Source organism: Streptomyces pseudovenezuelae (genome assembly GCF_029892565.1).
Lineage (GTDB): Bacteria > Actinomycetota > Actinomycetes > Streptomycetales > Streptomycetaceae > Streptomyces > Streptomyces pseudovenezuelae_A.
Genome location: NZ_JARXVH010000017.1, coordinates 51,420 through 65,237 on the forward strand (window position 1 = coordinate 51,420; position 13,818 = coordinate 65,237).

Below are 13,818 nucleotides of genomic sequence, written 5' to 3' on the forward strand. Positions count from 1 at the left end.
AGGGCCGGCGCCGGGGAAACAAGGCGGGCCCCTGCCTGGGACGGCAGGGGCCCGCCTTCTCGTGTGCCGGAGCAGTGCGCCGGGGCTCAGCTCTTGCGGCGCCCTATCAGGTGCGGCTTCGCCTCCAGGCCGTCCAGGCCGTGCCAGGCCAGGTTCACCAGATGGGCGGCGACCTCCGCCTTCTTCGGGCGGCGGACGTCCAGCCACCACTGGCCGGTAAGGGCGACCATGCCGACCAGGGCCTGGGCGTAGAGCGGGGCCAGCTTGGGGTCGAAGCCGCGGCTCTTGAACTCGCGGCCCAGGATGTCCTCGACCTGCGTGGCGATGTCCGAGATGAGCGAGGCGAAGGACCCCGTCGACTGCGGGATGGGGGAGTCGCGGACCAGGATGCGGAAGCCGTCCGTGTACTCCTCGATGTAGTCCAGGAGCGCGAAGGCGGCCTGTTCGCACAGTTCGCGGGGGTGGCCGGCGGTGAGGGAGCTGGTCACCATGTCCAGGAGGCGGCGCATCTCGCGGTCCACGACCACCGCGTACAGGCCCTCCTTGCCGCCGAAGTGCTCGTACACCACCGGCTTGGAGACCCCGGCCTTCGCCGCGATCTCCTCCACCGACGTGCCCTCGAAGCCCTTGGCGGCGAACAGGGTGCGGCCGATCTCCAGCAGCTGCTGGCGACGCTCGGCACCCGTCATCCGGGTGCGGCGGGCGCGCCGCGGCTTTTCATTGCTCGGGGTGCTGCTGGAGTCGGTCGCCACGGCGTCAATCATGCCGCCTCGGCGGTTTCCCTCCGGCGCCGGGAGTCGTCCTGGTCGGGGTTCCGGCGGGAATCGATACGCGAGCGTGACGGCCAGCGCACGTCGTAGGCCCAGCCGAGCTGCTCGCACCAGCGGATGATGCGCGCCGAGGAGTCCACCTGGCCGCGCATCACACCGTGCCGCGCGGAGGTCGGGTCGGCGTGGTGCAGGTTGTGCCAGGACTCACCGCAGGACAGCACCGCGAGCCACCACACGTTGCCCGAACGGTCCCGCGACTTGAAGGGCCGCTTGCCGACCGCGTGACAGATCGAGTTGATCGACCAGGTCACGTGGTGCAGCAGCGCCACCCGCACGAGCGACCCCCAGAAGAAGCCCGTGAAGGCGCCCCACCAGGACATCGTCACCAGACCGCCGATCAGCGCGGGCAGGGCCAGCGAGAGCATCGTCCAGAGGATGAACTGCCGGGAGATCGCGCGGATCGTCGTGTCCTTGATCAGATCCGGCGCGTACTTGTCCTGCGGGGTGCGCTCCTCGTCGAACATCCAGGCGATGTGCGCCCACCACAGGCCCTTCATCAGCGCCGGCAGGGTCTCGCCGAAGCGCCACGGGGAGTGCGGGTCGCCCTCCGCGTCGGAGAACTTGTGGTGCTTGCGGTGGTCGGCCACCCAGCGCACCAGCGGGCCCTCCACCGCCATCGAACCGGCGATGGCGAGCGCGATGCGCAGCGGGCGCTTCGCCTTGAAGGAGCCGTGCGTGAAGTAGCGGTGGAAACCGATCGTCACACCGTGGCAGCCGAGGAAGTAGAAGAAGACGAGCAGACCGAGGTCGAGCCAGCTCACACCGCCCCAGCTCCAGGCCAGCGGCACCGACGCGACGAGGGCCAGGAAGGGCACGACGATGAAGAGGAGGAGCGCGATCTGCTCGACCGACCCCTTTTTCTCGCCGCCGAGGGTCGCTGGGGGGAGTGGGGTGTCGTTGTTCGCCTTCGGGGCGTCGTCGATCACATCGGAACTTGTGGACATGGTGGCGTCCCCTGTGGGGTCGATGGTGGAGAGGGTGGTGCCGGGACGGCAGCGGAAACCTTGCCCGGGCTCCGTTACAACAGTCCCTACGGTTCCGTAACCTACGGCATCGTAAGTATGGCAGTGCATGGTCGGGCGGCAAGGAGCCCGAAAGTCTGCGCGTCCGCATGGACACCTATCCTTGGAGTCGGTCGGACAGCGCGGTCCGCTCTGATTCCTTCCCGGATGTCAGGGCCGTATGCGGCACCCTCGCCGCACGGCCCCGGTCAGCCGGGTTCCCTCCCGGACGAGCTTCAACACTGCAAGGAGCCGCACCTGTGAGCAGTGCCGACGACCTGACCACGAGCACCACCTCGACCAGCAGTGAGCTGCGCGCCGACATCAGGCGGCTGGGCGACCTGCTCGGCGAGACCCTCGTCCGGCAGGAGGGGCCCGAGCTCCTGGAGCTGGTCGAGAAGGTCCGCCGCCTCACCCGCGAGGACGGCGAGGCCGCCGCCGAGCTGCTGCGCGGCACCGAACTGGAGACCGCCGCCAAGCTGGTGCGCGCCTTCTCCACCTACTTCCACCTCGCCAACGTCACCGAGCAGGTGCACCGCGGCCGCGAGCTGCGCGCCCGCCGGGCCGCCGAGGGCGGTCTGCTGGCCCGCACCGCCGACCGCCTCAAGGACGCCGACCCCGAGCACCTGCGCCAGACCGTCGGCAACCTCAACGTCCGGCCGGTCTTCACGGCCCACCCGACGGAGGCCGCCCGCCGGTCCGTCCTCAACAAGCTCCGGCGCATCGCCGCGCTCCTGGAGACCCCCGTCATCGAGGCCGACCGCCGCCGCTACGACACCAGGCTGGCCGAGAACATCGACCTGGTCTGGCAGACCGACGAACTGCGCGTGGTACGCCCCGAGCCGGCCGACGAGGCCCGCAACGCGATCTACTACCTGGACGAACTGCACGCCGGCGCCGTCGGCGACGTACTCGAAGACCTCACCGCCGAGCTGGAGCGCGTCGGCGTCCAACTCCCCGACGCCACCCGCCCGCTGACCTTCGGCACCTGGATCGGCGGCGACCGCGACGGCAACCCGAACGTCACCCCGCAGGTGACCTGGGACGTCCTGATCCTCCAGCACGAGCACGGCATCAACGACGCCCTGGAGCAGATCGACGAGCTGCGCGGCTTCCTGTCCAACTCCATCCGCTACACCGGCGCGACCGACGAGCTCCTGGACTCCCTCGGCACCGACCTCCAGCGCCTGCCGGAGATCAGCCCCCGCTACAAGCGGCTGAACGCGGAGGAGCCCTACCGGCTCAAGGCCACCTGCATCCGGCAGAAGCTGGAGAACACCAAGCAGCGCCTGGCCAAGGGCACCCCGCACCAGCCCGGCCGCGACTACCTGGGCACCGGCGAGCTGCTGACGGACCTCACGCTCATCCAGACCTCCCTGCGCGAGCACCGCGGCGGCCTCTTCGCCGACGGCCGGATGAACCGCACCATCCGCACCCTGGCCGCCTTCGGCCTCCAGCTCGCCACCATGGACGTGCGCGAGCACGCGGACGCCCACCACCACGCCCTCGGCCAGCTCTTCGACCGGCTCGGCGAGGAGTCCTGGCGGTACGCCGACATGCCCCGCGAGTACCGGGGCAAGCTGCTCGCCAAGGAGCTGCGGTCGAGGCGGCCTTTGGCCCCGACCCCGGCGCCGGTGGACGCGGCGGGCGAGAAGACCCTCGGTGTCTTCCAGACCGTGAAGCGGGCTCTTGAGGTGTTCGGGCCCGAGGTCATCGAGTCGTACATCATCTCGATGTGCCAGGGCGCCGACGACGTCTTCGCCGCCGCCGTGCTGGCCCGCGAGGCCGGGCTGCTCGACCTGCACGCCGGGTGGGCGAAGATCGGCATCGTGCCGCTCCTGGAGACCACGGACGAGCTCAAGGCCGCCGACACGATCCTGGAGGACATGCTCTCCGACCCGTCCTACCGGCGCCTGGTGGCGCTGCGGGGCGATGTCCAGGAGGTCATGCTCGGCTACTCCGACTCCTCCAAGTTCGGCGGCATCACGACGAGCCAGTGGGAGATCCACCGGGCGCAGCGGCGCCTGCGTGACGTGGCGCACCGGTACGGCGTACGCCTGCGCCTCTTCCACGGCCGTGGCGGCACCGTCGGCCGCGGCGGCGGCCCCTCGCACGACGCGATCCTCGCCCAGCCGTGGGGCACCCTGGAGGGCGAGATCAAGGTGACCGAGCAGGGCGAGGTCATCTCCGACAAGTACCTCGTGCCGTCGCTGGCCCGGGAGAACCTGGAGCTGACCGTCGCGGCCACCCTCCAGGCGTCCGCCCTGCACACCGCGCCCCGCCAGTCCGACGAGGCGCTCGCCCGCTGGGACGCGGCCATGGACGTGGTCAGCGATGCCGCCCACGCGGCCTACCGCAGGCTGGTCGAGGACCCGGACCTTCCGACGTACTTCCTCGCCTCCACGCCGGTGGACCAGCTCGCCGACCTGCACCTGGGCTCGCGGCCCTCCCGCCGCCCCGGCTCGGGCGTCTCGCTCGACGGTCTGCGCGCCATCCCGTGGGTCTTCGGCTGGACCCAGTCCCGGCAGATCGTGCCCGGCTGGTTCGGCGTCGGCTCCGGCCTGAAGGCGCTGCGTGAGGCGGGCCTGACTGCGACATTGGGAGGAGAGGGCGTGCTCGACGAGATGCACGAGCAGTGGCACTTCTTCCGCAACTTCATCTCCAACGTCGAGATGACGCTCGCCAAGACCGACCTGCGGATCGCCCAGCACTACGTCGACACCCTGGTCCCCGACGAGCTCAAGCACGTCTTCGAGACCATCAGGGCCGAGCACGACCTGACCGTCCGCGAGGTGCTGACGGTGACCGGCGAGAGCGAACTCCTCGCCGCCACCCCGGTGCTGAAGCAGACCTTCACCATCCGCGACGCCTACCTGGACCCGATCTCCTACCTCCAGGTGACCCTGCTCAAGCGCCAGCGCGACGCGGCGGCCGCCGGCCAGACCCCCGACCCGCTGCTGGCCCGAGCCCTCCTGCTCACGGTCAACGGCGTCGCCGCGGGCCTGCGCAACACGGGCTGAGCCGCTCGGACATGGGGGTGCCCCCGGGATCGTACGAATCCCGGGGGCACCCCTTTTTTGTACGTCTTCTTTTGTACGTCTACGACTGGACGGCGACGAACGTGGCCGTCAGCAGCGCGACCCCCGACCCCGCCAGCACCCAGCCGAGCCGGATCCGTCCGAGCCCGCCGGCCACCACGACCGACGCGAGCAGCAGCGCGCCGCCCAGCGGCACCCACGCGTACAGGACCCCCGCCAGGCCGCAGCGGAAGACCTCGTCCGTGCCGGGCTTCACGACCACCGTGTAGGACTGGCCCTTCCGCACCGCGACCGTCTTCACCATGACGACCCGCGAGCGCGCCTGCGAACCCGCGGACAGGGGCGTGTAGGCGCCGGTGCAGGTGTCCCCGTCGCACCGCGCGACCTCGACCGTGCCCCGCTCGCGCCCCTTGGTGAGCATCACGTACTGGGCGCTGCCCCAGGACGCCCACACACCGGCGATCATGATCAGTACCGCGACCGTGCCCATCGCCGCGAGCCGCCCGAACCGCAGCGCGGCGACCGAGGCCTGACGCGAGGTGGGGGCTGTGGCGGGCATGGCCCGGATCATTGGCCATGGCCCTGCGCGCGGTCAACTCGGGTCGGCCCGGGCGGGCGACAAGTCAGGAGTTGTACGTGCTTTGCGCCCGCTCCAGCCCTTCGAGGACCAGCGCCTCCGCCGCGTCGGTCGCGCGGTCCACCAGGTAGTCCAGCTCCTTGCGCTCGGCACCGGAGAAGTCCTTCAGCACGAAGTCGGCGACCTGCATCCGCCCCGGCGGCCGGCCGATCCCGAACCGCACCCGGTGGTAGTCGGGACCCATCGCCTTCGTCATCGACTTCAGCCCGTTGTGCCCGTTGTCCCCGCCGCCCAGCTTCAGCCGCAGGGTCCCGTAGTCGATGTCGAGTTCGTCGTGCACGGCCACGACGTTGGCCAGGGGCACCTTGTAGAAGTCGCGCAGCGCGTTCACCGGTCCGCCGGACAGGTTCATGTACGACATCGGCTTCGCCAGGATCACCCGCCGGTTGGCCGGTCCCGGCGGCCCGATCCGCCCCTCCAGGACCTGCGCCTGCGCCTTCCCGGCCCGCTTGAACTTCCCCCCGATCCGCTCGGCCAGCAGATCGGCCACCATGAAGCCCACGTTGTGCCGATTCCTCGCGTACTCCGGACCCGGATTCCCGAGCCCCACGATCAGCCAGGGGGCATTGGCGTCGGTCGTCACGTCCATGTCTCCATTGATACGCGCCAGCCGCTGCCCCCGGACGGGAGCAGCGGCTGACGAAACGGTGATGAGGTGAGGATCAGACCTCGGCGGACTCCCCCTCGGCGTCGTCCGCGGCGGCCTCTTCGGCCTGGGCGGCCAGGACTTGGAGGACGACCGCGTCCTCGTCGGTGACCAGGGTGGTCCCCTCGGGGAGCGGGATGTCCTTGGCGGCGATGGAGGCGCCGGCCTCCAGGCCCGCGATGGAGACGGTGACCGACTCGGGGATGTGCGTGGCCTCGGCCTCGACCGTCACCGTGCTCAGCACGTGCTCGAGCAGGTAGGCGCCCGGGGCCAGCTCGCCCTCGGTGTGGACGTAGACCTCGACGGTGACCTTCTCGCCGCTCTTCACGGTGAGCAGGTCGACGTGCTCGAGGAAGCCCTTGACGGCGTCGCGCTGGACGGCCTTCGGGATCGCGAGCTGGGTCTTGCCCTCGATGTCCAGGGTGAGCAGAACGTTGGGGGTACGCAGGGCGAGCTGGAGCTCGTGGCCCGGCAGCGTGATGTGCAGCGGGTCGACACCGTGGCCGTAGACCACGCCGGGGACCTTCTTGTCACGGCGGATGCGGCGGGCGGCGCCCTTGCCGAACTCGGTGCGGGACTCGGCGGCGAGCTTGACCTCGGACATGTTCACTCCTCGTAGAAAAACGTGGGGAAGGTGGTCACCCGGCCGAACATCGGCCTGCTACGAAGAGCGCGTCGATAACGGACCGCCGTATCCACGAACGGATACGGCCTCCCTCGCCGAGCAACTGCGTCAGCTTACTCGGCGGGGAGGCCGTACCAGAAATCGATCTACGAGTGCGAGGACTTGACGCTCGGCCTACTGCTCGTCGAAGAGGCTCGTCACGGAGCCGTCCTCGAAGACCTCGCGCACCGCGCTCGCGATCGTCGGCGCGATCGACAGCACGGTGATCTTGTCCAGGTCCTGGCTCAGCTCACCCGGCGTCGGCAGGGTGTCGGTGAGCACGAACTCGCTCACCCGGGAGTTCTTCAGCCGGTCCGCGGCGGGCCCGGACAGCACACCGTGCGTCGCCGTCACGATGACGTCCTCCGCACCGTGGGCGAACAGCGCGTCCGCGGCGGCGCAGATCGTGCCGCCCGTGTCGATCATGTCGTCGACGAGCACGCACACCCGGCCCTCGACCTCGCCGACCACCTCGTGCACGGTGACCTGGTTGGCGACGTCCTTGTCCCGGCGCTTGTGCACGATGGCGAGGGGTGCGCCGAGGCGGTCGCACCAGCGGTCCGCCACCCGCACCCGGCCGGCGTCCGGGGAGACGACCGTCAGCTTGTCCTTGTCGACCTTGCGGCCCACGTAGTCCGCGAGCAGCGGCAGCGCGAAGAGATGGTCGACCGGGCCGTCGAAGAAGCCCTGGATCTGGTCGGTGTGCAGATCGACCGTCAGGATGCGGTGCGCACCGGCCGTCTTCATCAGGTCCGCGATCAGACGGGCCGAGATCGGCTCACGGCCGCGGTGCTTCTTGTCCTGCCGGGCATAGCCGTAGAACGGCACGATCACGGTGATGGAGCGGGCCGACGCGCGCTTCAGCGCGTCGATCATGATGAGCTGCTCCATGACCCACTGGTTGATGGGAGCCGTGTGGCTCTGGATCACGAAACAGTCCGCACCGCGAACCGACTCCTCGAAACGGACGTAGATCTCGCCGTTCGCGAAGTCGAAGGCCTTCGTCGGGACGACCCCGACACCCAGCTGCTGGGCGACCTCCTTGGCAAGCTCGGGGTGGGCGCGGCCGGAGAAGAACATCATCTTCTTCTCGCCGGTCGTCTTGATCCCGGTCACAGCACTGTCTCCTCAGAGGTCATTCAACTGGGTGTGCGTTTATCACGGTACGCCGTGTTCGAGGCACCCGTTTCCGGTCAGTCCTCGCTCTCGGCCTGGCGGGAAGCCGTTTCCGCGGCCTTCGCCGCGGCGCTCCCCGGGCGCTTGCGGGCCACCCAGCCCTCGATATTCCGCTGCTGGCCACGGGCCACGGCCAGCGAACCGGGCGGTACGTCCTTGGTGATCACGGACCCGGCGGCGGTGTAGGCACCGTCCCCGACCGTGACAGGCGCCACAAACATGTTGTCCGAACCGGTACGGCAGTGCGAGCCCACGGTGGTGTGGTGCTTGGCCTGTCCGTCGTAGTTCACGAACACGCTGGCGGCACCGATGTTGGTGTACTCGCCGATCGTCGCGTCCCCCACGTAGGAGAGGTGCGGGATCTTCGTGCCCTCCCCGATCGTCGCGTTCTTCGTCTCGACGTACGTCCCGATCTTGCCCTTGACGCCGAGCCGCGTGCCGGGCCGGAGGTAGGCGAACGGCCCCACGCTCGCGTTCGCCCCGATGTGCGCCGAGTACGACACGGTGTTGTCCACCCGCGCCCCGGCGTCGACCAGGGTGTCCGTCAGCCGGCTGTTGGGGCCGACCTCCGCGCCCTCGCCGAGGTGCGTCGAACCGTGCAACTCGGTGCCCGGGTGCACGATCGCGTCCTGCTCGAAGGTGACGGTGACGTCGATCCAGGTCGTCGCGGGGTCGATGACGCTCACCCCGCCGAGCATGGCGGCGGTCAGCAAGCGGTCGTTGAGGATCCGCCGCGCCTGCGCCAGCTGCACCCGGTTGTTGATCCCGGCGATCTCCCGGTGGTCCCCGGCGACCGAGGCCCCGACCCGGTGCCCGGCCTCCCGCAGGATCCCGAGCACGTCCGTGAGGTACTCCTCGCCCTGGCTGTTGTCCGTCCGCACCTTCTTCAACGCGTCGGCCAGCAACTGCCCGTCGAACGCGAACACCCCCGAGTTGATCTCCCGGATCGCCCGCTGCGCCTCGCTCGCGTCCTTGTGCTCGACGATCTCGACGACGGCGCCGGTGACGTCGTCGCGCACGATCCGCCCGTAGCCGGTGGCGTCCGGGACCTCGGCGGTCAGCACGGTGACGGCGTTGCCGTCCGCGGAGTGCGTCGCGGCGAGCTGACGCAGCGTCGCGCCGGTCAGCAGCGGGGTGTCCCCGCACACGACCACGACGGTGCCGTCCACGGAACCGCCGAGCTCCTCCAGACCCATCCGTACGGCATGCCCGGTGCCGTTCTGCTCCGCCTGGACCGCGGTGCGTACGGCGGGGTCGATCACGCCGAGATGCGCGGTGACCTTCTCGCGTGCGTGCCCGACGACCACGACGAGGTTCTCCGGCGCCAACTCGCGCGAGGCGGCGAGCACATGGCCCACCAGGGAACGGCCGCAGATCTCGTGCAGGACCTTTGGTGTGGCCGACTTCATACGGGTGCCCTCACCCGCTGCGAGAACGACGACGGCTGCCGGGCGAATGGCGCTCACGGGGTTGCCCTTCGGCTGTGGATGAGGTGGGGACATCCGAAGGATACCGGGGCGTTTCATGGGGGACATGAGAGTGGGCCCTGACAGTGCTGTCAGGGCCCGAAGTGCGTTGCTGGAAGAGGGTGTTGCTCCCCCGCCAGGACTCGAACCCGGACAAATGGCACCAAAAGCCACTGTGCTGCCAATTACACCACGGGGGAATGAGCTCGACCGGACCGGAGATCCAGTCGGCTGCCGGGTGGCGGCTCCCACTATGCCGTACCACCAGCCTTCGATGCGACGGTACATCTCCGCTGCCGGGCGGACCCGCCCCGTCCGCCCCACGGGAAATCGTGCGGTTTCGCATTCGTTCGATTACGGGGTGTGGTGTAGGCCAGTCGTCGAAACTCACCGGAAAACCGGGGCGTGGCGCCCGTAGGCTGGAGGCATGACCACGACGGGGGAAGAACACACCACGGGCCGGGGAGGGCCGTGGTGGTGGACCAGGTGGCGCAGTGCCGTGCTGGACGTCGGGCTGGCGTCGCTGTCCGCGGTGGAGTGTGCGTTCGAGGGGATCCGGTTCGCGCGGGACGCGGGGATCCCGCTCGCCGCGGGCATCGTGTTCGGGGTGCTGGCCGGTTCGGCGCTGCTGTTCCGGCGGAAGTGGCCGATCGCCGTCGTGCTGGTGGCGATCGCGATCACCCCGGCCCAGATGGGCTACCTGATGGGCATCGTCGGCCTCTACACCCTGGCCGCCTCGGAGTTGCCGCGCCGGATCATCGCCTCGCTGGCCGGGATGTCGTTGGTCGGGATGCTGATCGTGATGTTCGTGCGGGTACGGCAGGACATGGCGCGCGGGGATCTCGACCTCGGGGACTGGTTCGTCCCCTTCGCCGCCATCACCACCGCGGTCGGGATGACCGCGCCGCCGCTGCTGCTCGGGCTCTATGTCGGGGCGCGGCGGCGGCTGATGGAGAGCCTGCGGGAGCGGGCGGACAGCCTTGAGCGCGAGTTGCAGCTGCTGGCCGAGCGGGCGGAGGAGCGGGCCGAGTGGGCCCGCAACGAGGAGCGGACCCGGATCGCGCGGGACATGCACGACGTCGTCGCGCACCGGGTGAGCCTGATGGTCGTGCACGCGGCGGCGCTGCAGGCGGTGGCGCGGAAGGACCCGGAGAAGGCCGTCAAGAACGCCGCGCTGGTCGGCGACATGGGCCGCCAGGCGCTCACGGAACTCCGCGAGATGCTCGGCGTCCTGCGCAGCGGGGACGGTTCCCGGCGCCCGGCGCCTTCGATGCCCCTGGTGGCGGTGGGGGTGGCGGCCGCGGTCGCCGCGTCGCGCGTCGTGGACGACGGCGAGGGCCCCTGCCTGGAGGAACTGGAGGAACTGATCGGCCAGTCGGCCGCCGCGGGCATGGTCGTGGACCTGTCGGTCGAGGGCGAGACCCGGCTGTACGCCGCGGAGATCGAGGAGACGACCTACCGCGTCGTCCAGGAAGCCCTGACGAACGTCCACAAACACGCGGCCGGCGCGAAGACCCACGTACGCCTCGCCCACCGCGTCTCCGAAATCGCCATGCAGGTCGAGAACGAACCACCCCCCGAGGTCTCCTCAGCCTCCTCCGCCCGCCTCCCGTCCGGCGGCAACGGCCTCGTAGGCATGAAGGAACGGGTCTCCGCCCTGGGCGGCGTTTTTGTGTCGGGCCCGACGGACGCGGGGGGTTACCGGGTGTCGGCGGTCATCCCGGCGTAGCCCTCCGAGGGTTCGGCGGGGGATTTGCGGCCGGGTGCCGGTGGGTTTTCCCGGCGGGCCTTGCAGCCGCTGCGGTCAGATCGCTGTCAGGCGTGGGGGGTCCATGCCGGTGACCAAGGTGGTCAGGGCCTGTTCGATGGTGGGGCCGAGGTACCAGTCGCCGGTGTGGTCGAGGGCGTAGACGCGGCCTTCCATGTCCATGGCCAGGAGGGCGTGGGTGTCGGTCTCGGTGCCCAGGGGAGTGACCTCGGTGTCGAGGGCGCGGCCGAGGTCGCCGAGGGTGCGGGCCATGTGGAGGCCGTGCAGCGGGTCGAGGTGGACGGCGGCGGGGGCGATCTGGCGGCCGGGGCCGGTGGGCTTGAGGTGCAGGCCGCCGAACTCCGCCCAGGCCTCGACGGCGGCCGGGAAGACGGCGTGCCGGTGGCCGGCCGGCGACTCGTGCTCGCGCAGCGCGTCGGCCCAGAACTCGGCCTGTTTTATGTCCCAGCGCCCGGGCTGCCACCCCGCGGCGCGCAGCGCGGCGTCGAGGGGGACGGCGAATCTCGTGGAGGTGCGGTCGGCGTGCATCTGCCCTTCGTTCGTCGAGGTCATGGGTGGGCGCCGACGGGGCGCCTTGGTGCGGGGGCGGAGGGGAGAAGGGTCAGTCGTCGGCCGCCGCCGGGTCGACCACGCGGACGCCGAAATGGGCGCTGAGGGCGGCGCAGGCGCGGCACGGCGCGGCGAAGCTGCCGTGCAGGGGGTCGCCGTCCTCGCGGATGCGGCGCGCGGTGAGCTTGGACTGCTTCAGGGCCCGGCGGGCCTCGCCGTTGGTCAGCGGCTTGCGGGCGGCGCGCTTGCTGCGGTCGGCGTCGACGGCGGATATGTGCCGGGAGATCAGGATCGTCTCGGCGCACCGGCCGGTGAAACGGTCGCGCTGGGCGCTGGTCAGGGTGTCCAGGAAGTCCTGGACGAGCGGGTGCAGCTCAGGCGGCTGATCGCCGCGGGCGGCGGTGCCGGTGAGGGTGGCGCCGCGCACGGACAGCGCGGCGGCGACGGTCGGGAGTATGCCGTCACGGCGATGGTGGAGGACGGGCGCGTGGGAGGCCTCGGCGCTCCAGCCGACCCGCGGATCGCCGGACCCAACGGTGCGCGGATCGCCGTACGCACCGCCGTGCTGGTCGGCGTACGCACCACCGCGCGGATCGCCCGCCCGACCGGTACCGGAACCGCCGGACGGTCTGCCGCCGGGGTCCGTGTGCGGACCCGTCTGCGTCGCGTTCATGATCGTCATCCCCTCCCGAGCATCCCCCCGGAGGACACAGAGTGCCAAATTCCGTGGCTGGTGCGGAAGCTGGGGCGTCGCGACACGCCCGGGTTTGGGCGGGCAGTCACGGCTCTGTGACCGCCGGTCACGGAAGCGGAGGGCGGCTGACCGGCGCCCGGTGACCGGTGCGGTCGTACCGCATAGGCTGTCCGCACCGCGTCCGTGCGGTCGACGCCTGGTGCCACACGGCGGTCGGCACGTGGTGTCGGACGCGGTGAGGTCGAGACGGAAGTCCAGACGGACGTCGAGACGGACGAGACAGTCGATACGGGGTGCAGTGGACGGCCGGGCCGGCCACCGCGCGCCGTACAGAGTGCCGCAGGGGGCAACCGCCATGACGACAGGTCGGCTCGGGCAAGCCGCGCCGCCGAACGCGGCCTACGCCGGGCAGGTCGTGCATTTCCCGGATCCGGTCCGGGCGGCCCGTCACCCCAGAGGGGTGCGGGTGGACGAGCACGGTTACCCCGACTTCTCCGCCTACGCGCGTGCCGCCGTGGAGATCGCCGATCCGCCGGAGGGTTTCGGGGTCGACGAACTGCGCCTGACGGACTACGTGTCGGCGAACGCGGCCCTGGCCGCCTCCGGACACGAACTGTGGGACACGATCCCCGCGGTGGCCACCCCGCACGGCTGGACCTGGCACCACGTGCGCGGCGGCCGACGCCTCGAACTGGTCCCGGTCGAGGTGAAGGCGCTGCTGCGGCACCACGGCGGCATCGCGACGGGCAACGTCGACCAGAACAAGCGCGGCACGCGCCCGCTCCAGGAGACCCGCCCCACCCACTTCGGGCTGCCGAAGTCGGGGGTGGCGGTGACGGAGGCGCAGGTGCAGGGCGTCGAGGAGGACCTCGGCTACCGGCTGCCCGGCGCCTACCGCTCGTTCCTGAAGGCGGCGGGCGGCTGCGCGCCGGTGGGCACGGCGCTCGACGCCGGCCTCGGGCTGCTGATCGACCAGCCCTTCTTCACGGTGCGCGAGGAGGCGGCGGTCAACGACCTCGTCTACGTCAACAAGTGCCTGCGCGACCATCTCACCAAGGACTACCTGTGCGTCGGTTTCGTCCAGGGCGGCCTGCTCGCGGTGAAGGTGAAGGGCGAACGGATCGGTTCGGTCTGGTTCTGCGCCTACGACGACGCCCGCGACGTCGATCCCTCGATGCCGCCGGCCGACCGCGTGGCGCGGCTGCTGCTGCCGTGCGGCGAGGACTTCGACACGTTCCTCTCCCGACTCGCGGGCTCTCCGCCGGAGTTGGAGACCGTGGCGAACCTGATGGTGGACGGCGGCTTCGCGCAGGCGGTGCCGACGGCGGCTTCGGTGGGGGAGTGACTTC

12 protein-coding genes and 1 tRNA gene are annotated in these 13,818 nt (G+C 70.6%); 3 read left to right on the forward strand and 10 right to left on the reverse strand.

The window, feature by feature from the left end; genetic code table 11:
• Positions 1–86: 86 nt before the first annotated feature.
• Both M2283_RS39200 and M2283_RS39205 read right to left on the reverse strand, forming a co-directional pair.
• On the reverse strand, positions 87–764 hold the full coding sequence (locus tag M2283_RS39200; RefSeq protein ID WP_030967668.1) for a TetR/AcrR family transcriptional regulator: 678 nt from the start codon (positions 762–764) through the stop codon (positions 87–89).
• A complete protein-coding gene (locus tag M2283_RS39205) occupies positions 761–1,774 on the reverse strand; it encodes an acyl-CoA desaturase (RefSeq protein WP_280881299.1) in 1,014 nt (337 codons plus the stop codon). Before M2283_RS39205 ends, M2283_RS39200 begins: the two co-directional genes overlap by 4 nt.
• A gap of 317 nt (positions 1,775–2,091) precedes the next feature.
• On the opposite strand from M2283_RS39205, the gene ppc reads away from it, so the two are divergent.
• On the forward strand, positions 2,092–4,851 hold the full coding sequence (ppc, locus tag M2283_RS39210; protein ID WP_280881300.1) for a phosphoenolpyruvate carboxylase: 2,760 nt from the start codon (positions 2,092–2,094) through the stop codon (positions 4,849–4,851).
• 79 nt (positions 4,852–4,930) lie between these two features.
• Here ppc and M2283_RS39215 read toward each other — a convergent pair whose 3' ends face one another.
• The 6 genes from M2283_RS39215 to M2283_RS39240 all read right to left on the reverse strand — a co-directional run bounded on the left by M2283_RS39215 (position 4,931) and on the right by M2283_RS39240 (position 9,658).
• Positions 4,931–5,440, reverse strand: a complete 510-nt coding sequence (locus M2283_RS39215) for a hypothetical protein (protein WP_432423187.1) — start codon at positions 5,438–5,440, stop codon at positions 4,931–4,933.
• Positions 5,441–5,492: 52 nt separating this feature from the next.
• Positions 5,493–6,095, reverse strand: coding sequence for an aminoacyl-tRNA hydrolase (gene pth / locus M2283_RS39220; RefSeq protein WP_280881302.1), 603 nt, complete (start codon positions 6,093–6,095; stop codon positions 5,493–5,495).
• Between the two features lie 73 nt (positions 6,096–6,168).
• Positions 6,169–6,756 (reverse strand): 50S ribosomal protein L25/general stress protein Ctc, encoded by a 588-nt coding sequence (locus tag M2283_RS39225; protein ID WP_280881303.1) that lies wholly within the window; start codon positions 6,754–6,756, stop codon positions 6,169–6,171.
• Positions 6,757–6,951: 195 nt separating this feature from the next.
• Positions 6,952–7,932, reverse strand: coding sequence for a ribose-phosphate diphosphokinase (locus M2283_RS39230; protein WP_280881304.1), 981 nt, complete (start codon positions 7,930–7,932; stop codon positions 6,952–6,954).
• Between the two features lie 77 nt (positions 7,933–8,009).
• A complete protein-coding gene (gene glmU / locus M2283_RS39235) occupies positions 8,010–9,458 on the reverse strand; it encodes a bifunctional UDP-N-acetylglucosamine diphosphorylase/glucosamine-1-phosphate N-acetyltransferase GlmU (RefSeq protein ID WP_280881305.1) in 1,449 nt (482 codons plus the stop codon).
• A 128-nt stretch (positions 9,459–9,586) separates the two neighbouring features.
• Positions 9,587–9,658, reverse strand: a tRNA-Gln gene (locus M2283_RS39240).
• Between the two features lie 227 nt (positions 9,659–9,885).
• Between M2283_RS39240 and M2283_RS39245 the strand changes: the two genes are divergently transcribed.
• Entirely contained in the window at positions 9,886–11,187 is a 1,302-nt protein-coding gene (locus M2283_RS39245; protein ID WP_280881306.1) for a sensor histidine kinase, read from the forward strand.
• A 75-nt stretch (positions 11,188–11,262) separates the two neighbouring features.
• Here M2283_RS39245 and M2283_RS39250 read toward each other — a convergent pair whose 3' ends face one another.
• A complete protein-coding gene (locus M2283_RS39250; RefSeq protein WP_280881421.1) occupies positions 11,263–11,754 on the reverse strand; it encodes an SUKH-3 domain-containing protein in 492 nt (163 codons plus the stop codon).
• A gap of 73 nt (positions 11,755–11,827) precedes the next feature.
• Positions 11,828–12,448: a YwqJ-related putative deaminase gene (locus tag M2283_RS39255; RefSeq protein WP_432423188.1), complete on the reverse strand. Its 621-nt coding sequence runs from the start codon at positions 12,446–12,448 to the stop codon at positions 11,828–11,830.
• A 376-nt stretch (positions 12,449–12,824) separates the two neighbouring features.
• Here M2283_RS39255 and M2283_RS39260 point away from each other — a divergent pair, with 376 nt between their 5' ends.
• Positions 12,825–13,814 carry an SMI1/KNR4 family protein gene (locus tag M2283_RS39260; protein ID WP_280881308.1) on the forward strand — a complete coding sequence of 330 codons (990 nt, stop codon included), beginning with the start codon at positions 12,825–12,827 and terminating at the stop codon, positions 13,812–13,814.
• Positions 13,815–13,818: the final 4 nt, after the last annotated feature.

Bases quoted from the DNA above. Each gene is read 5' to 3' on its own strand.
- M2283_RS39200 (WP_030967668.1), bottom strand. From the start codon at position 764: ATGATTGACGCCGTGGCGACCGACTCCAGCAGCACCCCGAGCAATGAA.
- M2283_RS39205 (WP_280881299.1), bottom strand. From the start codon at position 1,774: ATGTCCACAAGTTCCGATGTGATCGACGACGCCCCGAAGGCGAACAAC.
- M2283_RS39215 (WP_432423187.1), bottom strand. From the start codon at position 5,440: ATGATCCGGGCCATGCCCGCCACAGCCCCCACCTCGCGTCAGGCCTCG.
- pth (WP_280881302.1), bottom strand. From the start codon at position 6,095: ATGGACGTGACGACCGACGCCAATGCCCCCTGGCTGATCGTGGGGCTC.
- M2283_RS39225 (WP_280881303.1), bottom strand. From the start codon at position 6,756: ATGTCCGAGGTCAAGCTCGCCGCCGAGTCCCGCACCGAGTTCGGCAAG.
- M2283_RS39245 (WP_280881306.1), top strand. From the start codon at position 9,886: ATGACCACGACGGGGGAAGAACACACCACGGGCCGGGGAGGGCCGTGG.
- M2283_RS39250 (WP_280881421.1), bottom strand. From the start codon at position 11,754: ATGCACGCCGACCGCACCTCCACGAGATTCGCCGTCCCCCTCGACGCC.
- M2283_RS39255 (WP_432423188.1), bottom strand. From the start codon at position 12,448: ATGAACGCGACGCAGACGGGTCCGCACACGGACCCCGGCGGCAGACCG.
- M2283_RS39260 (WP_280881308.1), top strand. From the start codon at position 12,825: ATGACGACAGGTCGGCTCGGGCAAGCCGCGCCGCCGAACGCGGCCTAC.